The 23739-nt window shown below is 46.4% G+C and carries 26 protein-coding genes and 1 tRNA gene; 23 read left to right on the forward strand and 4 right to left on the reverse strand.

Annotation, left to right across the window (positions count from 1 at the left end):
- The first annotated feature begins 184 nt into the window (after positions 1-184).
- From trpD to M3M37_RS00985, 7 genes are all read left to right on the forward strand, one after another.
- Entirely contained in the window at positions 185-1207 is a 1023-nt protein-coding gene (gene trpD, locus M3M37_RS00955) for an anthranilate phosphoribosyltransferase (RefSeq protein ID WP_252795323.1), read from the forward strand.
- Positions 1204-1989, forward strand: a complete 786-nt coding sequence (gene trpC, locus M3M37_RS00960) for an indole-3-glycerol phosphate synthase TrpC (RefSeq protein ID WP_252795324.1) — start codon at positions 1204-1206, stop codon at positions 1987-1989. The genes trpD and trpC overlap by 4 nt, the downstream gene beginning before the upstream one ends.
- Complete coding sequence (locus M3M37_RS00965) at positions 1976-2551, forward strand: phosphoribosylanthranilate isomerase (protein ID WP_252795325.1); 576 nt, start codon at positions 1976-1978, stop codon at positions 2549-2551. Before trpC ends, M3M37_RS00965 begins: the two co-directional genes overlap by 14 nt.
- 12 nt (positions 2552-2563) lie before the next feature.
- Positions 2564-3751 carry a tryptophan synthase subunit beta gene (gene trpB / locus M3M37_RS00970; protein WP_252795326.1) on the forward strand — a complete coding sequence of 396 codons (1188 nt, stop codon included), beginning with the start codon at positions 2564-2566 and terminating at the stop codon, positions 3749-3751.
- Entirely contained in the window at positions 3744-4514 is a 771-nt protein-coding gene (gene trpA / locus M3M37_RS00975) for a tryptophan synthase subunit alpha (RefSeq protein WP_252795327.1), read from the forward strand. Before trpB ends, trpA begins: the two co-directional genes overlap by 8 nt.
- A gap of 102 nt (positions 4515-4616) precedes the next feature.
- Positions 4617-4769 carry a hypothetical protein gene (locus M3M37_RS00980; RefSeq protein ID WP_252795328.1) on the forward strand — a complete coding sequence of 51 codons (153 nt, stop codon included), beginning with the start codon at positions 4617-4619 and terminating at the stop codon, positions 4767-4769.
- Positions 4769-5368, forward strand: a complete 600-nt coding sequence (locus tag M3M37_RS00985) for a GNAT family N-acetyltransferase (protein WP_252795329.1) — start codon at positions 4769-4771, stop codon at positions 5366-5368. The genes M3M37_RS00980 and M3M37_RS00985 overlap by 1 nt, the downstream gene beginning before the upstream one ends.
- Before the next feature lie 85 nt (positions 5369-5453).
- Here the strand turns inward: M3M37_RS00985 and M3M37_RS00990 are convergent, their stop codons facing one another.
- From M3M37_RS00990 to gntK, 3 genes are all read right to left on the reverse strand, one after another.
- Complete coding sequence (locus M3M37_RS00990; RefSeq protein WP_252795330.1) at positions 5454-6524, reverse strand: DUF6056 family protein; 1071 nt, start codon at positions 6522-6524, stop codon at positions 5454-5456.
- A gap of 180 nt (positions 6525-6704) precedes the next feature.
- On the reverse strand, positions 6705-7847 hold the full coding sequence (locus tag M3M37_RS00995) for a trans-sulfuration enzyme family protein (protein WP_252795331.1): 1143 nt from the start codon (positions 7845-7847) through the stop codon (positions 6705-6707).
- A 151-nt stretch (positions 7848-7998) separates the two neighbouring features.
- A complete protein-coding gene (gene gntK, locus M3M37_RS01000) occupies positions 7999-9555 on the reverse strand; it encodes a gluconokinase (RefSeq protein ID WP_252795332.1) in 1557 nt (518 codons plus the stop codon).
- 166 nt (positions 9556-9721) lie between these two features.
- Here gntK and M3M37_RS01005 point away from each other — a divergent pair, with 166 nt between their 5' ends.
- From M3M37_RS01005 to M3M37_RS01020, 4 genes are all read left to right on the forward strand, one after another.
- Entirely contained in the window at positions 9722-10501 is a 780-nt protein-coding gene (locus tag M3M37_RS01005) for a GH25 family lysozyme (protein ID WP_252795333.1), read from the forward strand.
- Positions 10494-11498: a Gfo/Idh/MocA family protein gene (locus M3M37_RS01010; protein ID WP_252795334.1), complete on the forward strand. Its 1005-nt coding sequence runs from the start codon at positions 10494-10496 to the stop codon at positions 11496-11498. The genes M3M37_RS01005 and M3M37_RS01010 overlap by 8 nt, the downstream gene beginning before the upstream one ends.
- A gap of 2 nt (positions 11499-11500) precedes the next feature.
- Positions 11501-12787 carry a DEAD/DEAH box helicase gene (locus M3M37_RS01015; RefSeq protein ID WP_252795335.1) on the forward strand — a complete coding sequence of 429 codons (1287 nt, stop codon included), beginning with the start codon at positions 11501-11503 and terminating at the stop codon, positions 12785-12787.
- 49 nt (positions 12788-12836) lie between these two features.
- Positions 12837-12909, forward strand: a tRNA-Arg gene (locus tag M3M37_RS01020).
- A 78-nt stretch (positions 12910-12987) separates the two neighbouring features.
- Here M3M37_RS01020 and M3M37_RS01025 read toward each other — a convergent pair.
- A complete protein-coding gene (locus tag M3M37_RS01025) occupies positions 12988-13920 on the reverse strand; it encodes a phosphoglycerate dehydrogenase (protein ID WP_252795336.1) in 933 nt (310 codons plus the stop codon).
- Between the two features lie 182 nt (positions 13921-14102).
- On the opposite strand from M3M37_RS01025, the gene M3M37_RS01030 reads away from it, so the two are divergent.
- The 12 genes from M3M37_RS01030 (at position 14103) to M3M37_RS01085 (ending at position 23735) form a co-directional block, all read left to right on the forward strand.
- Positions 14103-14708, forward strand: a complete 606-nt coding sequence (locus M3M37_RS01030) for a hypothetical protein (protein WP_252795337.1) — start codon at positions 14103-14105, stop codon at positions 14706-14708.
- Positions 14705-14962 carry a hypothetical protein gene (locus M3M37_RS01035; protein ID WP_252795338.1) on the forward strand — a complete coding sequence of 86 codons (258 nt, stop codon included), beginning with the start codon at positions 14705-14707 and terminating at the stop codon, positions 14960-14962. The genes M3M37_RS01030 and M3M37_RS01035 overlap by 4 nt, the downstream gene beginning before the upstream one ends.
- 448 nt (positions 14963-15410) lie before the next feature.
- On the forward strand, positions 15411-15884 hold the full coding sequence (locus tag M3M37_RS01040; protein WP_252795339.1) for an S-ribosylhomocysteine lyase: 474 nt from the start codon (positions 15411-15413) through the stop codon (positions 15882-15884).
- Between the two features lie 12 nt (positions 15885-15896).
- On the forward strand, positions 15897-17027 hold the full coding sequence (locus tag M3M37_RS01045; protein ID WP_252795340.1) for a 5-methyltetrahydropteroyltriglutamate--homocysteine S-methyltransferase: 1131 nt from the start codon (positions 15897-15899) through the stop codon (positions 17025-17027).
- A gap of 2 nt (positions 17028-17029) precedes the next feature.
- On the forward strand, positions 17030-17806 hold the full coding sequence (locus tag M3M37_RS01050) for an acetoin reductase (RefSeq protein ID WP_252795341.1): 777 nt from the start codon (positions 17030-17032) through the stop codon (positions 17804-17806).
- 35 nt (positions 17807-17841) lie between these two features.
- Positions 17842-18702: a MetQ/NlpA family ABC transporter substrate-binding protein gene (locus M3M37_RS01055; protein WP_252795342.1), complete on the forward strand. Its 861-nt coding sequence runs from the start codon at positions 17842-17844 to the stop codon at positions 18700-18702.
- Positions 18703-18732: 30 nt separating this feature from the next.
- The gene (locus tag M3M37_RS01060; RefSeq protein WP_252795343.1) at positions 18733-18879 is read left to right on the forward strand and encodes a hypothetical protein; all 147 of its coding nucleotides are present in this window, start codon (positions 18733-18735) and stop codon (positions 18877-18879) included.
- Positions 18880-19257: 378 nt separating this feature from the next.
- Positions 19258-20079: a MetQ/NlpA family ABC transporter substrate-binding protein gene (locus tag M3M37_RS01065; RefSeq protein WP_252766959.1), complete on the forward strand. Its 822-nt coding sequence runs from the start codon at positions 19258-19260 to the stop codon at positions 20077-20079.
- A 46-nt stretch (positions 20080-20125) separates the two neighbouring features.
- Positions 20126-20899, forward strand: coding sequence for a transporter substrate-binding domain-containing protein (locus M3M37_RS01070; protein WP_252795344.1), 774 nt, complete (start codon positions 20126-20128; stop codon positions 20897-20899).
- 252 nt (positions 20900-21151) lie between these two features.
- Positions 21152-21490: a helix-turn-helix domain-containing protein gene (locus M3M37_RS01075; protein ID WP_252795345.1), complete on the forward strand. Its 339-nt coding sequence runs from the start codon at positions 21152-21154 to the stop codon at positions 21488-21490.
- Between the two features lie 110 nt (positions 21491-21600).
- Positions 21601-23184, forward strand: coding sequence for an MFS transporter (locus M3M37_RS01080; RefSeq protein WP_252795346.1), 1584 nt, complete (start codon positions 21601-21603; stop codon positions 23182-23184).
- Positions 23185-23219: 35 nt separating this feature from the next.
- Complete coding sequence (locus M3M37_RS01085) at positions 23220-23735, forward strand: PadR family transcriptional regulator (RefSeq protein ID WP_252795347.1); 516 nt, start codon at positions 23220-23222, stop codon at positions 23733-23735.
- The last annotated feature ends 4 nt before the right edge of the window (positions 23736-23739 follow it).

Consider the following 23739-nt stretch of genomic DNA (forward strand, 5'->3'; position numbering starts at 1 on the left):
AGGACCGTCTTTTACCCAAATTCAAGGTGGCACCGCGGGAAACCGTCCTTAACTACAACAGTTAGTTAAGGGCGGTTTTTTTGTTGGTTGGAAAATTCAGGGAGGAATACAACTCATGAAAAGCAAACGATGGCAACGCCGGATTGAAGCTGATCGACACTAGGAATAATAAAAGGAGTTAACCATGATTAAAACCGCAATTACGTTATTGAGCCAACGCCACGATTTAACCGCCGCCCAAACCCATGCTGTGTTAGACGAAATGATGAACGATAGAACGACCCCTAGCGAACAAGCTGCCTTTTTAATGGGCCTCGCCAGTAAGGGTGCTACGGTAGCTGAAATTAGTGGGGCCGCTGCTTCGTTACGCGAACACGCCACCCAGATTCAACCGCATCAGAACGTGCTCGAAATTGTCGGCACGGGTGGGGACCACGCCAATACCTTTAACATTTCGACGACCACGGCGTTAGTGGTAGCTGCTACCGGCATCGTCCCGGTGGCTAAACATGGTAACCGCGCCGCCAGCAGTAAAAGTGGGGCGGCAGACGTGCTCGAAGCCCTGGGCGTCAACCTAGCAACAAGTCCTTCCCAAGCAACTCACACTTTGACAACCGAAGGGATTTGTTTCTTATTTGCGCAAAAGTATCATCAAGCCATGCGTTTCGTGGCGCCGGTGCGTCGCGACCTAGAGATTCCCACTCTGTTTAACTACCTGGGACCGCTGGCCAATCCGGCTGGCGCTACCTACCAACTATTGGGGGTGAACGACGTCAGTTTGGTAGAGCCAATGGCGCAGGTGTTAGACCAACTGGGAGTCAAAGAGGCGCTGGTGGTCCACGGTGATGACTGCTTAGACGAAGTGACCCTGACGACCACAACCCACTTTGCCCGGTTACATCAACACGAAATTACCACGGGAATCATTGATCCGGAAGAACTGGGCCTTTCCCTGTGTCAACCGGAGGACTTAGTCGGTGGCACTCCACAAGAAAACGCTGAGATTACCCGCGCCATCTTGCGGGGCGATCAAGGTCCCCGCCGAGACGTGGTGCTACTAAACGCCGCTTGTGCCTTACACGTGGCTCAACCTGATTTAACGATTGAGGACGGCTTAAAGGTAGCTGCAGCAACGATTGACAGTGGCAAGGCCACGCAAAAACTAGCGGAGTTTGTGGCCGCAACCAACGAGGAGGATGACGCATGATTTTAGATGACTTAACCAACGTAACTAAAGCACGCGTTGCCCGAGCTAAAGAGCAGCAACCGCTGGCAGAATTACGATCCCAGGTAGAAGAACTGGACCTGACCACCGACTTTCCGTTTGAACAATCCCTGCGCCAACCCCAACTGAGCTTTATTTGTGAAATTAAGCGCGCATCTCCGTCTAAAGGAGACATTAAAACCACGATTGACGTTCCCCAACTAGCCCGGGATTATGCAGCGGCGGGTGCCAATGCCATTTCGGTACTGACGGAACCTGATTATTTTAAGGGCAGCATGGCTGATTTAGAGGTCGTTACGCAAACTGTCTCGTTGCCGGTGTTACGCAAGGACTTTACGGTGGATCCGTACATGATTTATGCGGCGAAACGCGTGGGAGCGAGTGCCATTCTGTTGATTTGCGCGATTTTATCCGATCAGGAGCTACGCGAGTTCTTCGCACTAGCAGATCATTTAGGTTTATCTGCCATCTTTGAAGCGCATAATGCGACGGAGGTCCAACGGGCAATTGCCGCGGGGGCACGGATCATCGGGATTAATAATCGGAATCTGAAAAACTTTACGGTGAACTTTGACAATGCCAAGCAACTTCGAGAAGTGGTTCCTGACGACACATTGATGATTGCGGAAAGCGGGGTTAAAACGGCGGCTGACATCCGCGAGCTGAGGAACCTCGGGGTGGACGGCGTTCTGGTCGGTGAAACGATGATGCTGGCGGCGGATCCCATGGCTAAATTGAAGGAGTTGCGTGATGGTGAAAATTAAACTGTGTGGTCTCCACACGCTCGCTGATATTGACAAGGTCAACCAGGTGCAACCGGATTTTGTCGGCTTGGTCTTTGCCTCGAGTCCACGGCAGGTGAACCTAGCAACCGCTCGTCAGTTAACCCAGGCCTTAGAGCCCACCATCCCAGCGGTTGGGGTCTTTGTCGGTGCTGACTTGGCAACGGTGCTGGCGGCCGTGCAGGCTCAGGTGATTCAACTGGTGCAGTACTACGGCAGCTTGCCTCCGGATTTGATCAATCAGTTGCACCAACACCACGTTCAACTAATTCAAGTGGTCCAAACGACCGCGGAAATTGATCCAGCTGCTGACTACGTGATGTTTGACGCTAGTCGCGGCCGAGGCCAAGCTCCCACGCAATTTGAAGCACATCATTTAGCTAAACCAGAAATTTTATCCGGTGGCATCACCTTAACTAACGTTCGGGAAGCCGTGGAAATCGTAAAGCCTGCGGTCGTGGACGTTTCGAGTGGGGTGGAAACCAACGGACAGAAGGATGTAACGAAAATGCAAGCACTAACGGACTTAGTGCACCAGTTATAGGAGGAAATCAGGATGACAACCAACGGTAAATTTGGCGGGTACGGGGGGCAATTTGTTCCGGAAACCCTGATGCAGGAACTGCATGAAATTGAAACCACCTATTTAAAATTACGCGAGGACCCGAAGTTCCAACGGGAATTACACGACTTATTGGATAACTACGCCAATCGGCCGTCGCTGTTATATCACGCTCAGCACATGACGGAAAAATTAGGGGGCGCTCAGATTTACTTTAAACGGGAAGATCTGAATCATACTGGAGCCCACAAGATTAACAACGTCCTGGGGCAAGCCCTAGTGGCGCGCTACATGGGCAAGCGCAAGCTAATTGCTGAAACCGGAGCCGGCCAGCACGGCGTCGCGACCGCAACGGTAGCCGCTTTGCTAGGGATGGATTGTGAAATTTACATGGGGAAAGAAGACACTGAACGGCAACGCTTGAACGTGTTTCGGATGGAATTGTTGGGTGCTCAGGTCCACGCGGTGACCAGCGGTTCGATGGTCCTGAAGGACGCGGTCAACGCGGCCATGCAAGCTTGGGTCGCTGATGTAACTGATACGTTCTACGTATTGGGATCTGCGGTGGGCCCTCATCCGTTTCCCATGATGGTCCGGGATTTTCAAAGCGTGATTAGCATTGAAGCCAAACGACAGATTCTGGAAGCCACCGGGAAGCTGCCGGATGCCGTGGTGGCTTGTGTTGGTGGTGGAAGTAACGCGATTGGGAGTTTTGCTGCTTTTCTGGATGACGAAACGGTTCAATTAATCGGGTGTGAAGCAGCCGGCAAGGGTGTGCACACGAAGCAACAAGCAGCCACGATTACCAACGGAACCGATGGAATTTTTCATGGAATGAAGTCTAAGTTTCTACAAAACCAAGCCGGGCAAATTGATGAGGTGTATTCGATTTCGGCCGGTCTGGATTATCCGGGGATTGGCCCTGAACATGCAGCACTAGCCCAGTCCGGGCGGGCCCAGTACGTGCCGATTACGGATGACCAAGCCGTGCAGGCCTTTGAATTTATTGCCAGAACGGAAGGAATCATCGCGGCAATTGAAAGTTCGCACGCGGTTGCTTACGTGGAAAAATTAGCACCAACGATGCGACCGGACCAGACGATTATTTGCACGCTGTCCGGGCGGGGTGACAAGGATGTCGCTGCGATTGCACGCTACAAAGGGGTGAAGATTGATGAGTAAAGTGAAACAGATTTTTGCAAACCACAAGGCGTTTGTTGGGTTTGTTGTGGCCGGAGATCCGAGCTTGGACGCGACCGTGGATAACATTCTGGCACTTGCCGCTGGCGGGGCGGATCTGATCGAAATTGGGATTCCATTCTCGGACCCGGTTGCAGACGGTCCGGTGATTGCAGCAGCCGATAAGCGCGCGCTGGACCGGCAGGTGACGACGGATGACGTCTTTGCTGTGATTCGGCGGGTCCGGGAGCAGTCGAACGTGCCGTTGGTCTTTTTGACCTACGCTAACTTGGTTTATCAGGTTGGGTATCAGGAATTTTGCCGCCGGTGTGCGGAATTAAACGTGGCCGGAATGATTATTCCAGACTTACCGTACGAAGAACAGGATGAGTTACTGGCAGCCACACAGGAATTTGATCTAGATCTGATTCAATTGGTGGCGCCGACTTCTAAGTCACGAATTAAAAAGATTGCGCAACGGGCGACCGGTTTTATCTACGTGGTTTCGTCCATGGGAACTACTGGAACACGGGATAACTTTCAAACTGATTTGCGGGCGGTGACAGATGAGATTCGTCAGTACACGGATACTCCCGTTGCAATTGGTTTTGGGATTCATACACCGGAACAGGCCCACGCTATGAGTCAAGTGGCCGACGGGGTAATTGTCGGGAGTCAAATCGTGGAACTGATTGAGAAGGCGGGTGACCAAGCACCGGAGCAATTAACGGCCTACGTGCGGGAAATGAAACGCGCGATTGATTAACCGTTTTAAGTCATAAATAAACCACTTTGGTTATACAATCGTTGTATTTAAAATGTTAAAATTATACAATTGTTGAACAAATGAATGGGATGGTGGTTTATTATGAATAACTTTAAATATATAGATAAATCTAATACGATTATTGTTAATAATCGTGATAGTTTTAACCGGATTAAAAATAATTTTATTGAATCAAAGCCCCATGATAAAAAGATCGTTAATGAAGCATTAAAAAAATTGGAAGTTAAAAGATAATGGGTTTTTGTTATGGTGGAGCGATTACAGCGACTCTATTTAACTTAAATTTGCATAAATTCGATTGTGGTGAAGCAAAATTAAATAAATTTCTTTGTAAATATGCGATAGATGATAGTTTGAAATTTCTATCTACTACGAATGTCTGGATTGAAAAGGATTTTGAGCGATTGGCTGGCTTTTGTACTAATAAAGTTAGTAATTTAGAATTAAAGCTGGAGAAGAATAAGGATGATATTAGTTATTTAATGCAAATGCCTTGGAATTCTGGTTTAGATTTTGAAAAATTTAATTTTGAATCGCTTAATTTCCCAGTTTTAGAAATCTGTGATTTAGCTGTTGACCAAGAATATCAAAATAAAGGTCTAGGAACTAAGATTATAAATGACTTATTCTTCAAATTTTTAAAATTGATTTCAAATGATGTTTGTGTCAATTTTATTTTCGTTAAAGCATTAGATGATTCGAGATACTTTTATGAGAAAAATGGATTTCAATATGTTGAACATAGTGATAAATCTGATTTGTATCAAATTGAAAGACCATACTATCCAATGTATATAAATTTTGATGGAATAATAGATAATGCCTTTAAGTAAATGTTTATAAAGGTGCTTATTGAATAAAACAAAAAATCCAGAAAGCCAATGTGGTTTTCTGGATTTTGCTGTTTAAATTGAAAAATTAACCATTCCACTTCATGATGTCAATTTTTTCCACTGCATTGTTGACCTCATAACTATTTTGTTTGGAATTGATTTTAGAACTATCGACGTTATTAATGCTGTCTCCCACTTTGAGAACGGCAGTTTTACCATTATTAATTTCCCAGATCTGACCGTCACTCATGGTCACAGATTGGTGGGGAGCAATTTCAGTTTTGTCCCAATTGTTATAGTCATTATTGATGGCATCATCAATTGCGTTACTAGCATCGTCAGGATCCTGCATGCTTGCGAATTCCATGGTTCCAAAGATTTTTGGGGCTGGTTTTTCTGAGCCGGAATCCTTTTCGTAAACGTTGATTTGATTATCTTCCAAAATTTGCTTTGGAGTTAGAGTTTGATCAGTATTGTTAGTAATTTTATACATAAAAATCATGCCCAATTTACCATGCGTAGTTTTTCCGGAAGCCTCTTTTAAGACTTCAATTTTACCTTTAGGAGTCATGATTACGTTGTTGCTAAAGTGAATTAAATCTTTGTTTTTCTTTTGTAATTTTGGATTCTTTTCGGTATTTTTTTCGGCCTCTTTGGTTAAATTAGGCGTATTTTTATTTTGTTGATCGCTGGCATTTTGATCTTGATTAGCGGAAACTGCTGCAAAAACAAACAGGAGCACTGCTAAAATAGTTAAAAGCAAGACCCACCACGTTTTGTACCAGACCTTTTTAACAGGAGTTTTGGTGGGAGATTTAACTTTATTAATAAATTCAAAAACCGCCGCAATAATTAAAAGAACGAAGGCGGGCAATGCAAACAAAGGTGCAATTAAAAATAAACAGTTTCCAATGATCCCTAAAATAGCGCCTACGATTGAAACGTTCCAACGGCGACATTGTTGGAGTTGCACCAGATGGAGAATTAATCCCAAACAAGCCAACAAAGCTAGGAAAATTCTGATGCTAGCTAAATCTGAGGTTTTATCAAAAGCATCAGAAAAGGATGCTCCTAAGATTAAAAACCAAGATACAATAAAAACGCAGGCATTGATGATGTCATCAACGGCAACCCAATAGTTAAGCTTAAGTTTCATAAAACAAAAGTCTCCTTGAAATTAATAATAGTTATAAAATAGTTGAGCGTTTTTCATTTTAACAATAAATTAAGCAAAAGTTAAGTTTTTGCAAAGAAATTTTTAAATAATTGACTAGTTAACCGCAAAAAAGTCGAGAAGCACCGAGCTCCTCGACTTTTTCATTATCTAGCTAGTTTTTTAGTGATTCAAACTACGCAACGCCGTTTGCAAATCCTCAATCAAATCCGCTTGATCTTCAATTCCGACCGACAGCCGAATCAAGTTGTCCTGAATTCCATCCTTAATCCGTTCTTCACGCGGAATGGCACCGTGGGTCATGATGGATGGAACCTCAATCAGACTATCCACGCCACCCAGGCTTTCAGCGAGGGTAATCAACTGCAGATGATCGATAAACTGTTTGGGTTCGTACTCCGGCTTGAGTTCAAACGACAACATGGCACCAAAGCCCCGCATCTGCCGCTTGGCAGTCGCATAGCCCGGATTGTTGGGATCACCTGGGTAGTAAATCTTGCTAATGTGGTCATCCTGACTGAGGAACTGGAAAATTGCTTGGGTGTTTTCTTCATGAATTCGCATCCGCGCTCCCAGCGTCTTAATTCCTCGTTGCAACAGCCATGCTTCTTCCGGTGCCAGAACGCTCCCAATCGAATTTTGTAGGAAGCCGATTCGTTCCGCTAACTGGTCATCATTGGTCACCGCAATTCCGGCAATCAAATCACTGTGACCACCGAGGTACTTGGTCCCGGAAGCCACCACGATGTCAGCACCCAGCGTCAACGGTTGTTGGTTGTAGGGCGTTGCAAAGGTATTGTCCACGATGGTGTAAGCCCCGTGTTGTTGGGCAATCTGACTCAAGGCCACTAAATCGGAAACCCGCAGCAATGGATTAGTGGGCGTTTCGAGGTACAGGGCCTTGGTATTATCTTGAAAGGCCGCTTTAACCGCATCCAAATCAGTGGTATCGACGGTTGAAAACTCGAGACCAAAGCGCTTCATCACTTGGTTGATGAGACGGAAGGTCCCGCCATAAATGTCGTTTCCCACGATAATGTGATCACCGGCAGAAAATAATGACAGCACCGCGTGAATGGCGGCGGAACCGGAACTAAAGGCAAAACCCGCGGTCCCCACCTCTAAGTCAGCCATCAAAGCTTCTAAGGCCTGACGGGTCGGATTCCCCGTCCGGGAGTATTCCCAGTCGGGGTGACCAAGTTCCTTTTGGTGAAAGGTGCTGGCCCGGTAGATGGGCATCGAAACGGCACCCGTAGTCGGGTCTTCGCTGATTCCACCGTGCAATAACTTCGTATCAAATTTCATGATAAACTCCTTTAGCAAGTTACAAATTAATTAGGACGTTAATTAATGGTTATTTTCTTATTATTAGTAAGTATAAATATCCAACTTACGGGTGTCAATTATGACGGCAAATAAAAAGACCCATCCTCAAGGGGACAGGTCATTTTATCAATTACTTTCGCTCATCGTCATGGTTGTTTTCACTTTGCCGCTGGAACGTGGCAATGTTCTTGTATTCTGGTTGTAAAGCCCGACTTAACCGAATGTAAATTGGAACTAATTCTCGGTAAGCCTTGTAATTTTCGGGGTTCGGTTTGTGCGTGTTGGTAACACCAACAAACTTGTCAACGTCATACAGGCTGTCAATCATCTTGAGGCTGTACATTCCTAACACAGCAGCTCCCAAGGCCGTTCCTTCCACGCTTTCAGGGATGTTAACGTCTTGTTCAAAGACATCGGCTAACATTTGGCGCCAGAGTTCGGAACGGGCGAAACCACCGGTAGCCTGAATCTTAGTTGGCTCACCCACCACTTCGGAAAGGGCCAGCATTACAGTGTACAGGTTGTAGACGATTCCTTCGAGAGCGGCCCGAATCATGTTCGCCCGCGTGTGTTGCCGGGTTAAACCGAAGAAGGTTCCGCGCGCGTCGGCATCCCAAATTGGAGCTCGTTCTCCACCTAAGAAGGGAAGGAAGATCAAGCCGTCAGAACCAGCTGGAATGGAGGAAGCAATCTTGGTTAACAAGTCGTAAGCATCGAGGTTCATCTCTTCAGCCGTCACTTTTTCTGGCAAGCAGATTTGGTCCCGAATCCAACGGAAGACGATTCCACCGTTATTAACGGGTCCCCCGATTACCCACATGTCCTTAGCAAGGTAGTAACAGAATACCCGGGCCTTCGGGTCAATCCGGGGCTTGTCGCTAACAACTCGGACGGCACCAGAAGTTCCGATTGTAACGGCAACGACACCAGGTTTGATGGCATCCACCCCGAGGTTTGCCAACGGACCATCAGAAGCTCCGATTACGAACGGAATATCCTTGTCGATGCCAATCATGTTAGCGTAGCGTTCGTTCATACCTTGGAATTGGTAGGTGGTGTCCACTAATTCAGGTAACTGGTCGCGCGTTACCCCGGCAACTGACATGGCTTGGTCGTCCCAGTCCATGTTAAAGATGTTGAAGAGGGCCGTGGCGTTTGCAATCGAGTAGTCTTCTTTTAACGTGCCGAAGAGTTTGTAGTTCACGTACTCTTTGATGCCCACAAAGTATCGGGTCTTTTTGTAGATTTCAGGGCGTTCGTTACGAATCCACATAATCTTGGTCAGTGGGGTCATTGGGTGCACCGGAACTCCCGTTTTTTTGTAAAGTTCCATGCCGATGCCGTTGTTTTTCAGTTCGTCAGCATATTGAACGGCCCGGTTATCGGCCCACGTAATTGCGCGGGTGAGGGGTTTGTAGTTTTCATCCAGACAAATTAAACTGTGCATGGCACAAGAGTATGAAACGCCCTTGAGTTCACCCGGTTTGAGGTCTGCTTTTTCGATCACCTTGGATAGCCCAGAGATGATGGCACTGAAAATTTCTTCTGGATCTTCTTCGGCCATGTCTGGAGTATCTTGATACAAGTTGTACAAGTCGTTGGAGTAGCCGCGGACCTTTCCTGCTTCGTCGTAGAGCACCGTTTTGGTACTGGTGGTTCCAATGTCAAGCCCAATTACGTATTCCATAATAATTCCCCTTAGCTGCGTATTTTGGCTGGGTCAGCCAACTAGTTGTTGATTTATTGTAACGCTTACATTATATGGGAAATCGGGGAGCACTTCAAGCGAGAGCACGCCAATCATGGTAAGATAAGGGTACCAAAAACGAAGTGGATGGGGATGGAGAAACACAGTGAAGCGAACCGATTATCATCGCAGTCAGCAACATAAGCATCGCCTGGTGACCCTTGGCATCATGGCCGTGCTCCTGATAGCAGGAGGACTCGTTTTCAACCTGGTTCTCAATCGCCATCAACGCCAACAGGCCTTTTTACGCAACTACCCGGTGCGTGGTGTGATGTTAGACCAGACGGATGAGTATGCCGACTTTAACCAGTTGCAAACGAACGGGATGAAGTACGTTTACATCCGCGCCACCCAGGGAGCCACGTTTACTGATGATGACTTTAACGATAATTACACCCGGAGCATTGGTTCGGGGCTGAAGGTGGGCGTTTATCACCAGTACAGTTTTAGTAGTTCGATTCCAGACCAGGAACAAAACCTGAAACGAACGTTGGGCAATAACATCGGTGATCTGCCCATTATGATTAACGTGTCCTATTACAACGATTATAACGCGGAAAATGTGGATCAAAAGCGCTTGAAACGACGTTTGCGAGAACTGGTCGCCTGGACGGCGCGTTATTCCAACCGTCCGGTCCTCATTAAGACTAGTTTTGCGAACTACCGCACGCTACGTGACCTACCCGATACGGAATTCATGCTACCACGGACTAAAACCGGCAAAAACGTGACCTTTGCCAGTTTAACCAAGCAGGATCAGCTTTATAATAACGGTAAGGGTAGCGATTTTCGGATGACGGCCTTTCACGGGAGTAAGGTACAATGGAATCAGTACCTGCAAGTGTTAAAACAAAATGAAAGCAGAAAGAGTGATTTAAATGATTAAACTAGGAACGATTGGTACCAACTGGATTACGGAACGCATGATCGAAGCGGCCCATGCCACCGGGGACTACCTGTTGACGGCCGTTTATTCCCGTCACGAAGCTAGCGGTGAAAAGATTGCGAACGGACACGGGGACGTGACGGTTTATACTGACCTAGACCAATTTTTATCGGCGGATGACGTGGATGTGATTTACATTGCTTCACCAAACGTTTTGCACCATTCTCAAATTATCCAAGTAATTCAACACGATAAGAACGTGATTGTGGAAAAACCGGCGGTCTTAACCCAATACCAATTCCAAAACATTTTGGATGAGTTAGCTCTGCATCCACAAGCCCACTTTTTTGAAGCCGCTCGCAACGTTCACATGCCGGCCTTTCAAGTGGTGGCTGACTATCTGAACGATGTTGATGGAATTGACGGGGCTGACTTTACCTTTAGCCAGTACTCATCCCGTTACGACAAGGTCTTAAACGGAGAAACGCCCAACGTCTTTAATCCGCAATTCGGGGGTGGCGCGTTAGCAGACCTCGGAGTGTACCCAGTTTATGATGCCGTCGGCTTGTTTGGAGTTCCCGAACGCTTGGCCTACTACCCAACCATGATTTCTACCGGCGTGGATGGGAAAGGAACCGCAGTCTTAAACTACGGGGATTTTGACGTCACGTTGAACTTCAGTAAAATCTCGGCTTCGACCCATAATTCTGAAATTTATCACGGCCGCGAAATCATCACGTTTGATAGCGCGGGGGAAGTAACGGAATCCTCCATCATTCGCGAAAACCAACGTCAGATTTTGAGTCCCTTGTACGGGAAGAACCCGATGATTCCGGAAATGAGTGACTTTGCCCGGGTTCTGAATGGTCCTGATAACGAACAGAACCAGGCGGACTACCACCGTTGGTTAGAACAAATGCAAAACGTGAACCTGGTCTTGAACCGCCTGGCTAACTTTGCTGGAATCGAATACCCCACTAAACTGGAGGAAGATTAATCGTGTTAGAACAATTTGCCACTCGCTTTAACCAACTGGGATATGTTGCGCCCACGGCAATTCAGAAGGCCGTCTACGAACCGATGATTGACGGCGGAACTGACATCGTAGGGCTTTCGCCAACCGGTTCGGGGAAGACGGTTGCCTTTTTAATGCCCATTTTGGCGAATCTGATGCCCGGCGAAGGGCCCCAAGCCATTGTGTTAGAACCCTCGCAGGAATTGGCGATGCAGGTGACGAATGTTATCCGAGACTGGGGAGCACCGTTTCATGCCAAGGTGTTACCCATCATTGGGGGCGCGAACGTCAAGCGCCAACAGGAAAAATTGAAAAAACGGCCCGAAATCATTGTGGGAACCCCCGGACGAGTGTTGAGTCTCTTACAAGACCACAAGCTCAAGGTGCAAGGGATTGAAACCGTGGTCGTCGATGAAGCGGATGACTTACTCCAGGATGATTCCTTAGAAAAAGTGCGCCAAATCATTGCCATGGTGCCTCGGGATTCCCAGGTTGCCTACTTTTCGGCGACCGATAGTGAGATTCTTCACCACCTCGATGAGGAAATGGGAAAACCGGCTGACATTATTGACGTGCGTGCTCAAGACCAAAGTCGGGGTGAAGTGCGCCACGGCCAATTCCAAGTCTCGCGGGGGAAACGAAACGACGTCTTAAACCGGCTCACCAAGTTACTAAACTTTAAGGCGTTGGTCTTTTTCAACCAAACCACGGAGTTAAACCGGGCCTATAACTTCTTTAAGCACCAGGGCTACTCACCGGCAGAAAAGCTGAGTGGAACGGAAAACAAACTCCAACGGGAACGGGCGCTCAAGGCCTTTCGTAAGGGGCAGATCAAGCTCTTGCTAACGACTGACGTGGCGGCCCGGGGCTTGGATATTCCGAAGCTACCGTCGGTCATTAACTATGACCTGCCGGATGACGCCACGACTTACGTGCACCGGGTGGGTCGGACCGGTCGGATGGGGGAACCAGGCCTGGTCATCAACTTTGGTGATGATCACGATCTCCGGGATCTAAAGAAGCTCTTGAAAGACACGGAGTACGACCTCCAACCGATTTACTACTACCGCGGTAAGTTAGTGGACCACGTGGACGCACTGTCAGTTTCGCCGGTAAAACCCAAGAAAACGACACCGATAGCTAGAGCAGCACAGCAACAGACTGCGCAACCAGCGGCCACGGACCGCCCGGTTTCCAACCCACCTAAGCAACGCAAGCGGAAGAAAAACCGGAAACGAGACCGAAAGAATAAGGGGAAGCCGCGCCGTTAATGACCTTTACGAAACTAAAATTTCATGAGAAAATAACCAGGAAGCTTTTGGCCCCATAGCACAACTGGATAGGGCATCCGCCTCCTAAGCGGCAGATCTCAGTTCGAGTCTGAGTGGGGTCATTCAGCATCCGGTTTTTTTCTGGAATTATCTAACTAAAAAACACGAAACTCAGTTGAGTTTCGTGTTTTTTGCTTGGGTTAGTGAACCGGCCATTGTGGTTGTTCACCAGCAGCGACGCGGATGATTTCTTTAGCGGCATCCGTGGCCATTCGGTCGTTACATTCCACGGTGTTGGCAGCAATGTGTGGTGTCATTAAAACGTTATCGAGTTGGTACAACGGACTATTTAGCGGCAATGGTTCCTCGTCAAAGACGTCGAGGGCGGCCCCGCTAATGCTGCCGGTTTGGAGCGCCGTGATTAAATCAGGCGTGTTGATAATTGCTCCCCGCGAAAAATTAACCAAGACGGCGGAATCTTTCATCAGGTTGAATTCGCGTGCGGCAATCGAGTGCTTGGTTGCTGGTAAGACCGGCATGTGAAGTGTGACCACATCTGCTTCTTGTAGCAGGGTATCGCGATCGACCACGGTTCCGTACTCCGCTTTTGTGGCGTGGGGTGAACTGACTAAAATCCGCATGTCGAGGGCGCTCATCTTCTTTTCGACCATTTTACCAATCCGGCCGTAACCGATGATCCCTAGGGTTTTACCAGCGAGGTCGAAGCCGACGTGGCTACGCGCTTCGGTCCAATGACCTGCCCGCATTTCGTTAGTAGCGGGAACTAGGTGCTTAGACAACGCTAGAATCGAGGCCATCGTGGTTTCGGCGACCGTGCTGGCATTCGCAAGTGGCGTGATGGTAACGAAGATTCCATGCTTGTTTAAGTACGGAACGTCAAGGTTGTCATAACCCACTCCGTAGCGTGCGAGGATTTTGAGGTCCGGCATGTGTTCAATTGTATCGTTCGGGAAGGGAGCTGAATAGAGAATCACTCCAAAGGCATCCGGAGCTAGTTTAAGTAAGGTGCTCGTCTTTTGGTCGGGGAGTTCAACAATTGTAAAGCCGTGTTCCTTTAAGAGCTGTTTTCCTGCGGGTTCAAGGTTTTTTGGAATCGCAATTTTTTTCGGCATGATGATCCTTCTTTCACGAAATTTAAAGTAGTTCAACGGTTCTATTTTACAAGAGAAGTCATAAGAACGGAACGAAGCTGCTTAACTCTTTTTTAACCAAGATCATGAGAAACTTTCCACCGGAAACCATCAACTGGTGCTATACTAAATAAATATAAAATAGAGTAGAAGGGGTGGACGTCGTGGAAACGTTCAAAAAATACCGTAAACGAATTGGGATTGGTCTCCTAATTCTAGTGGTTGTGATTGTGGGGATTTTAACCGGAGTCAATCGATATCAGCTTTATCAGGAGCAAACCAAAGCGGATAATTTGCATACCAAGTATCACATGTTGAAAAAATCATACGATGAAATGACGACTGATGACGTAACGTACCAGGAGAATTTGACGTATGAAAACGTGAAGACGATTGCACAAACTAACAACGACGTTTTGAAAAAGGTCATGCAGGAGACGTTTGGCAATTATCCGACTGACGATGCTAAGCAAAAGGCGATTAAAACCGTCCAAAAGCAATACATGTCAAATGCTGATGCAACCGCTTTAATTAACTCGGTGCCGGGCACGACCCAATTAAATAACGTCAGCATCTATAACTACAGTAGCCCCGAGGCACGGAACGGGCATTACTACTACTCCAACGTAACGGTTACCTTTTACGGCCGGCACCATCGGCGCTTACACACCAACCGGTACTTATTTAAAGTGGACTTAAATAAGGGCGATCTGAACTCAAACAAGGTTCGGTTCCACCTCATCCAAATCTTTAAGGAGCAGAGACGATGATGAAAAAGTTAAAGCAAATTGTGACTCCCGCCCGGATAATCGTGGTGGTTGCTGTGGTTATTTTAGCTGGCTTGGTAACTTGGAACGTTTCAATTTATAATCAGCGAAAAGAAGCCCAGGCGGATGCCACTACGACCCAGCAAAAAATTGACAAAGTTAGTAAAGACTTTACGCCCAAGTATAAAAAGACAGAAGCTCAGGCGAAAAAAGAATTTCGTGCGACGCATAGTGATCCTTTAAACCCTGGTAATTAGACGATTAAAAGAGTTCATCACAAGGTGGTGGACTCTTTTTTTGCCATTAATTTGAATTTCCTGGTTGACAAAATATCCGAACTATATATAATAAATACCAACAATTAAATGTAAAACATAAACAAAAAGAACGGGATAGTAACAAACGTTCGATAGTTCAGAAAGTCTACGGTTGCTGTGAGTAGATCGAATCGACGTTTGCGAATATGGCCCGCAAATTGGCAGCATTGAGATTTAAATGCTGATGGGGTGGCAACCATTATTCACTGCACGCGTTAATTTTTGACGTTGGCGAGGATAGGTGCGTAAGTAGCTATCAAAGTAGAATGGTACCGTGGAGAAATCCGCTTCTAGTTAATGACTAGGAGCGGATTTTTTTGTTTTCCCGGCTTTTGTGGCGCGTTTAATTGGAAAATTGGTTGATTAAGATTTGAAAGGAGTTTTTTTGATGACAAAAGTAGAAAGTTTCACGTTAGATCACACGCAGGTACAGGCTCCATATGTACGGTTGATTGCAGCTGAGGAGGGAACCCAGGGTGATGTGATTTCTAACTTCGATTTACGACTGGTGCAACCCAACGCCAATGCGATTCCGACGGCCGGTTTGCACACGATTGAACATTTACTAGCCGGACTGCTACGGGATCGTCTCGATGGGGTGATTGATTGTTCGCCGTTTGGATGTCGAACCGGGTTTCACCTGATTGTGTGGGGCACCCCGACGACCGCGGAAGTAGCACAAGCCCTCAAAGCAGCTCTCACAGAAATTCGAGATGAGATTGAATGGGACGACGTGCAGGGAACCGACAAATATAGCTGTGGGAACTATCGCGACCACTCGTTGTTCTCGGCTAAGGAATGGTCCCGTGCCATTTTAGCCCAAGGCATTAGTTCTGACCCGTACGAACGGAAATTAGTTTAGGAGGATTTAATTATGACAGCGACCCATTTTGATATTGTAGGCAGTTTTTTACGACCGGAACGCTTAAAGCAGGCCCGCGCCGATCGGCAAGCAGGCAACATTAGTGACCATGACTTAACGGACGTGGAAAATCAGGAAATTGCTGATTTAGTTCAAAAGGAAGTCCAAGTGGGCTTAAAAACCGTGACTGACGGTGAATTCCGCCGTAGTTACTGGCACTTAGATACCTTCTGGGGCTTTGATGGGATCAAGCACACCCACCAGGAACACGGCTACCAGTTTCATGGAGTAGAAACCCGAAACGACTCGGCTCAGGTGGAAGGCAAGATCAAGTTTAATCCTAACCATCCCGACTTACAGGCCTTTTGTTACTTACAATCGGTAGTAAAAAACTATCCAGGCATCACCGCACGGCAAAGCATTCCGTCTCCCGCGCAACTATACGCCGAATTGGTTCGTGGTCCCGAAAACATTGCGGCGGTCCAAAAGTATTATCCGAATCATCAGGACTTAGTGCATGACATTGGAACAGCCTATCGGGACCTGATCTTAGCGTTGTACGAAGCTGGCTGTCGGGACGTGAAGCTCGATGATTGTACCTGGGGAATGTTAGCGGATCATGATTTCTGGAAGTTAATGACGGATCAAGCCGAAGACATTGAGCAGTTGCAACAGGAATACGTGGCCTTTAACAACGCTGCACTCGTGGACTTGCCGGCGGATTTACGGACCAGCACGCACGTGTGTCGCGGAAACTACGCTTCAACCTGGGCCGCTCAAGGAGGTTACCAACCAGTGGCCAAGACGTTGTTTAACAAGGAAAACGTGGAAAATTACTACCTCGAATTTGATGACAAGCGGTCCGGGGACTTCCAACCATTGGCGGAAGTGCCAGCCACGAAGAACGTGGTGCTGGGCTTAGTAACTTCCAAACGACCAGAATTAGAAAAGCCAGAAACGCTGAAGGAACGCATAAAAGAAGCCAGTCGGTACGTCGATTTAGACCGGTTGGGCTTGAGTACTCAGTGTGGTTTTGCTTCAACGGAAGAAGGAAATCACCTTACGGAAGCTCAACAGTGGGACAAAATTAAACTTGTGATTGAAACGGCCAACCAAATTTGGCCGGAAAAGAAGGAGGACTAACGATGCCGAAAAAAGTAGCAATTATTACCGGGAGCGGTCGCGGGATTGGAGCTGCGATTGCTAAGCAATTAGCCGGAGAAGGTTATGCGATTGCGGTATCAGACATTGATTCAGACACTGCAGATCAAGTCGCTAATGATATCAATCAGCAAGACAATCAAACCGCCCGTTCGTACGTGGTCGACGTGGCAGAACGTGACGAGGTCTTTCGCTTAGTCAACGAGGTGGTGCAGGATTTCGGCCAATTGGATTTATTTGTCAACAACGCCGGAATCGCCTTCATTGCGTCCATCGTGGACAGTAATCCAGAGGAGGTTAAACGGTTGTTGAACGTTAACCTGCTGGGAACCTTCTGGGGGATTCAAGCGGCAGCCACCCAGTTTAAAAAGCAGGGCACCGGCGGCAAGATTATTAACGCTGCTTCCCTAGCTTCCGTGGAGGGATCCGCCTTACAAGGAGCCTACTCAGCTTCAAAGTTCGCAATTCGAGGACTGGGACAGTCGGCAGCCAAGGAACTGGCGCCGGATCACATCACCGTGAATGCCTATGATCCCGGAATTGTGTTGACTCCATTACGGGACGGGATTGACGAAACAACTGCGAAACTAAAAAATACGACTTTCGATGAACAACGCCAGGGAGTAGTGGATGAAATTGCCTTAAAACGGGCCGCTACTCCCGAGGACGTCGCTCAGGTGATTTCCTTTCTAGCTTCACCCAATGCCGATTACATTACCGGCCAATCCATTCTGATTGACGGAGGGATGCGCTTCCACTAGTTGCGAGGTAAAAAACTAGAAGGGAGAGTATTTTCATGAAAAAAGGAAGAATCATTGGAATTGGGATCGTCCTCGTAGTGGTGATCCTGGGAGTGTGGACCTTTTGGGGGCATGCCCACCAGCAAAAGGATGAAATTACGTTAGGAACAATTGGTTCGGATGCTAAAATTTGGAATTACATTGCCAAGCAACCGGCCACGAAAAAAGCGCACATCAAGTTGCAAGTTAAGAGTTTCACCGACGGAGTGGCGCTTAACACGGCCACGGCACAGGGCAAAGTGAACGTGAATGCCTTTCAATCGGATGCTTACTTGCAGGCCTATAACCAGAAGAATCCGAAGCAGCAACTCGACGTCATCGGAACCACGTACCTGGAACCGTTGGGGATTTATTCCACGAAATACAAGCAACTCAACCAAATTCCGGATGGCAGCACAATTGCGATTGCGGATAATCCCGCTAATACCGCCCGGGGCTTGAAGTTACTGGCTCAAGCCGGCTTAATTAAGTTGAAGCCCAACTTTAGCACGTTGTCGGGGCTGAACGGAATTGCAAGTAATCCGCATCAATTTAAGTTCCAGGAAATCGATGATACGACCGGCCCCCGGGTAATTAAGGATCAGAAGGTGGCCGCGGCGTTGATTAGTAACACGATTGCGCTGGAGGGGCATTTGAACGTGTTGACTGATTCCTTGTACCATGAGCAGGTCAACCAGTCGACCAAGGCCAATATTAACGTGCTAGCGACCGCCAAAAATGCCTCAAAGCAACAGAAACACCAGTACAAAAAACTGTTGCAGATTTATCACAGTAAAACCGTGCAAAAATACGTTCAGCGTGAATTTGATGGAACTAAGATTGAGGTCCAGAAACCAGTCAGTTATTTACGCAACTAGGTTGGCTAATCCCAAAAGGAGTGAGAAATCATGATGTTACTGTTAAAAATAATTGCATTGATCGCTTTCTGGCTCCTATATTTTTGGGTGGCTGCCTGGGCTTTTCGTGTCGATATTATTCGGGAAATCAAGCTTAAATTTAAAGAAAAATTAAAAAAGTTTGGCTTTAGTCAATGATTCGTGTTATACTTATTAAAAATTAGTAAAGGAGATCCGTGGAGAATGTTAATGTTAATGTCAATGTGTTGTTGTTCAATGCTTAACTAATCAATGCTGAAAGCCGATGGATTTTCTCGTTGATTAGTGGTGACGCTGGATTTTTGGGAAAATTCATATTGAACTAGAACACATTTTCGCGGATTTACTTGTCAACCTACGAAAAAGGGGTCGCTGTCAGTATGAATTGACAGGACCTTTTTTGTTTGAGGAGGATTACAATGAATCAAAAATTAGTTACGTTACTAGGAAAATATCGCGGTGGCCAAGCCTGTTAACATTGTTACTAGATTTGAACCACCGCAGAAACTGGTAATTAAATAAAGGGGTCTCATTATAATGAAGAAAAAGTACATTATCAGCGGAATTATTGTTATTTTCGCCCTAATCTTTGTGTTTACGTTTATCATCAAACCCAAGCAGGATGACTCGAAGACGATTCGGTTAGCTTCTTCGCCCGGTCCTTACAGTGAATTATTCCTGAAGGGAGTGAAGCCAATCCTCGAAAAGGAAGGCTACAAAGTTAAGAATCAGTCCTTTAGTGACCTTTCCTTAGCCGACGTGGCCATTAATAACGGCGAAGCTGACCTGAACGTGGACCAACACACGGCTTACATGAACAACTTCAATCATGAAAAGCATGCTCATTTAGCTGCTTTGACTAAGATTCCGACGGTTCCGACTGGAATTTATCCCGCCAAGAAACATAGTCTAAAGGAAGTTAGTGACGGAGATAAAGTAGCCATTCCTAATGATCCGTCCAACATGGCACGGGCCTATAACGTGTTAGTTAAGGCTGGCTGGATTACTTTGAAACCGGGGGTTGACCCAATCAAAGCGACTAGCAAGGACATTGCTACAAACAAATACAATTTAAAGATTACAGAAATGCAAGACGTGCAGATTCCACGATCACGGTCTGATTTTGACTACGTAATTTTACCAGGTTCAACTGCTTATCCAGCTAAGATTTCCACGAAGACGATGTTATTGCCGGAAGATATTAAACCGGACTACTACCTCGTGGCCGCTGTAGATAAGAAGAGTGAAAACAAGAAGTGGGCCAAAGCGGTTAAAAAGGCTTACCACTCTAAAGAATTTAAACAGTACCTGAAGGATCACAACAAGCAGAGTTTCTGGAAGACGCCGAAGGGTTACTAAGCTAAAGGAAAAACTAGGTTAAGCATAATTTAATGGAGGATGGTTCATGAAAAAGAAGTGGCCCCTGATTTTAATGGCTGGATTAGCTGCGTTCGTATTAGCTGCTTGTGGCCAGAAGAAAGCTGAAACTAAGACTCCACATGTTTTAACAATCGGGCTGGAAGGAACATATGCGCCATATTCTTACCGACAAAATGGAAAACTAACGGGATTTGAAGTTGATTTAGCAAAAGAAACCGCTAAGCGGATGGACTTAAAGCCTAAGTTTGTGACGACCGGCTGGGATTCGTTGATTGCTGGTTTGAACTCTAATAATTACGATGTAGTTTTCAATAATTTGGCGGAAAACTCAGAACGGCAAAAAAAGTTCCGCTTTGCTACCCCGTATGTTTATTCTAAGTCTGTGATTATCACGAAAAAGAATGGTGCGATTAAAGCTCCCCAGGATTTAAAGGGGAAGAAAGTTGCTGAAGGAACGGGAACTGATAACTGGAATAACGCTAAAAAGTTAGGTGCTAATCCAATTTCTTCACCTGAATTTCAAACCTCAATGGACATGATTAACCAGGGTCGAGTAGTGGGAGCAGTTAACTCAAGAGAAGCCTTTGAATATTGGAAGAAGAGTCATTCGAATACCGATTTGACTTACATTGAAATTCCTGAAAATGTTACTAAACCCAGTGCAATCGCACCAATGATGAATAAGAAGAATGCTAAACTTCAGGCTAAAATGGATAAGGCCATCCAATCAGAACGTAAAGATGGGACTTTGAAACGACTTTCGCTGAAATATTTTGGAACTAACATTACGGAAAAATAAAGGTAAGTAAACCTTGAAGTGATTCAAAAACTTAAATAAAGCCAATCTAATTTGATGGATAGAATGAAGTCGATGCAATTCCGACTTCATTCTATCCATTTTTTATGTAGTTGTGGCTGTTAACGGGTAGTTGCGCATTTGCAACGCAGAATTGCGGGGTGAAACGAAGCTGCAACCGCTAAAATCAGAAAAATGCTTTGCAAATGAAAGCTAATTCGGAATAATGAGATTAACCTGGAAGGAAGTGAAACAATGGAAAATCATTTTGCTAGTCAGTTAAAAAAATTACGAACGAAACAGGGGTTCTCACAGGAAGATTTAGCCCAGCAGCTGTTTATTTCCCGCCAAGCAGTTTCACGGTGGGAAGCAGGAACCGCCACACCGGATTTAAACACGTTGATTAAACTAACCCAGCTTTTGGATTGTTCGTTGGATGAGTTGGTTTTTGCCCAACCGGCCTCTGAACCACAGAAAACTAAAGCAACGGGCATGAACTTTTGGGAATTCATTCATCTAGATTGGTGGTTAGTTTTTGCGTTCGGCGGTTTTTTCATTTGGATGTTGCGGGCAATTGTAAGATTATTTTCGTAACTAAAGTAAGTCAGGTGCTCAGCTAAGCACTTGACTTTTTTGCTGGAAATGGTTGTCTTTTATATTGTTTTAATGTATATTAACAATATTAATATAAAAGGAGCAAATTAATGACAGCCAAACTAATTAAGCAACTCGTGTTCATGAGCGGGATTTTCATCTGCATGTTAGATACCACGGTGATGAACGTGGCTCTGCCGACCATCGCAACCTCACTGCACGTGGAGCTGAACACCTTATCGTGGGCGCTAAACATCTATACAATTCTCTTTGCGGCCCTCACGATTCCGCTAACGAAACTGGGGGAAGTAGTTGGGGAAGAACGACTTTACGGGCTCGGAATCGTAACCTTTGGAATCGGATCGCTATTGTCAGGATGTGCGTCGACCACTGGCTTTTTGATTGCCAGTCGTGCCGTGCAAAGTATCGGGGCAGCCGTGGTGTTTCCGCTTTCGATGACGCTTGGGATTAAATCCGTGGGTAACGGCGACCGGACCAAGATCATTGCGGCGCTCGGGGTTACGCAGGGACTAGCTGCAGCCATTGGACCGGTGATTGGCGGGGTAATTACCAACTACTGGAGCTGGCGGTGGATTTTCTGGATTAATCTCCCGATTGTAGCCATGATGTTAGTGGTTTGTGCCTGGAATTTACGGCAGCAACAACCACGAGACCGGCATTCAGTTGTCCAGATTGATTGGCTCGGGGCGTTGTTAATCATGATCGGCATTTTAAGCTTTACTACCGCCCTAGTGAACGGTCGGGACTGGGGCTGGTGGTCTGCTACGACGCTGACTTTATTGGTAAGCTCGTTGGTAGCGGGATTACTATTAATCGGAGTTGAAAAATGGGTGGCAGCCGACCCCATTATTCCGTTGGCGTTATTTCAAAAGCAGCAGTTTCGCGGGGCGGCAGTCGTGTTAATCCTTAGTAATTTATTATTAGTGGCGGTGACGGTCATTCTCCCGACCTACTACGTTAGTCTGGAACACTATAGTTCGTTAAAGGCATCCCTGTTGCTCTTGCCAATTACGCTGATGATTTTTATCAGTGCGCCGGTAGCGGGCTTGCTTTTGAAACGGATCGGGGCACGCTGGCTGGTGACAATCGGATTTTTCTTGATTTTTGTGAGTTACCTGGGCTTTGCAACGCATGCTTTACAGCAGCTTAGTGGCGCCATCCTGGCGGGAATGTTTTTGGGAACTGGTTTTGGCTTAATTACCGGACCAATTACGATTATTGCAGCTGCTGATTTTCAGGGGAAACTGTTGAATGCCTCGCAAAGCGTTGCTGGGGTGCTCCGCCAAGTAGGGGTCGTGTTAGCCGTGGCCATTTTCGTAACGGCGCTACACACCAATTTACTACAAGCCCAACAAAAATCGATTATGGATGCCAACCGGCGGATTGAGCGGTTACAATTTCCCATATCTGTCACGCACGTAATTGAACGGCAAATCCAACAAGCAATTCGACACCAGCAACCGTCGCTCACCGCGCGGTCAGTTCCTGATCCACGGCTGCAACACCAAATTGGTTTGATTAAAAAGGAAACGAAGGCTAACTTTGTGAGCGCCTTTCAACGGCTGTACCAACGAACATTACCAGTGAGTGGTCTGGCAATTTTAACCGGATTCTTATTTAAGCGTTCTCAGGTTAGAAAAAAGTTTTTCTTTTCCCGACAAAGACGCTTATAATAACAACAACGAAGTAACACAGGAGGGCCGATGGAATGAAGGGAAAAGAAATAATTTTGGGATTGCTTGACACCCGAGGACCGCTAACTGGCTATGAAATTAACGAAATCATTCAACAGCAGTTAAACCACTTCTATGATGGTAGTTATGGAATGATTTATCCCACACTGCGCAAGCTCGAAGAAGAGGGATTAGTAACCAAGCAGCAGGTTAACCAAACGGAAAAGCCCAATAAAAACGTCTTCTCGATTCAGCCGGCGGGAAAAAAGGTCTTTCAAAAGGCGTTGCATGCTGATTTAAAGGGTGAGACCTTTAAGTCGGATTTCTTGTTAAAGCTGTACTTTGGGGATCAACTCACTAAGCAGCAACAACGGAATTTATTGCAACAAGAATTAGATTTTAAGCAGCTCAAGCTGGATGCGCTCCATGCTAACCGCGATGAATGGCAGCAAAATGGCATTACGGCCAATCAACAGTTTACCGTTGATTACGGGATTGCAACTTATGCAGCTCAAATCAAGGTGTTACAACAAGCATTACAGCGTTTATAGCCCA

Source organism: Fructilactobacillus carniphilus, from assembly GCF_024029675.1.
Classification (GTDB): Bacteria; Bacillota; Bacilli; order Lactobacillales; family Lactobacillaceae; genus Fructilactobacillus; species Fructilactobacillus carniphilus.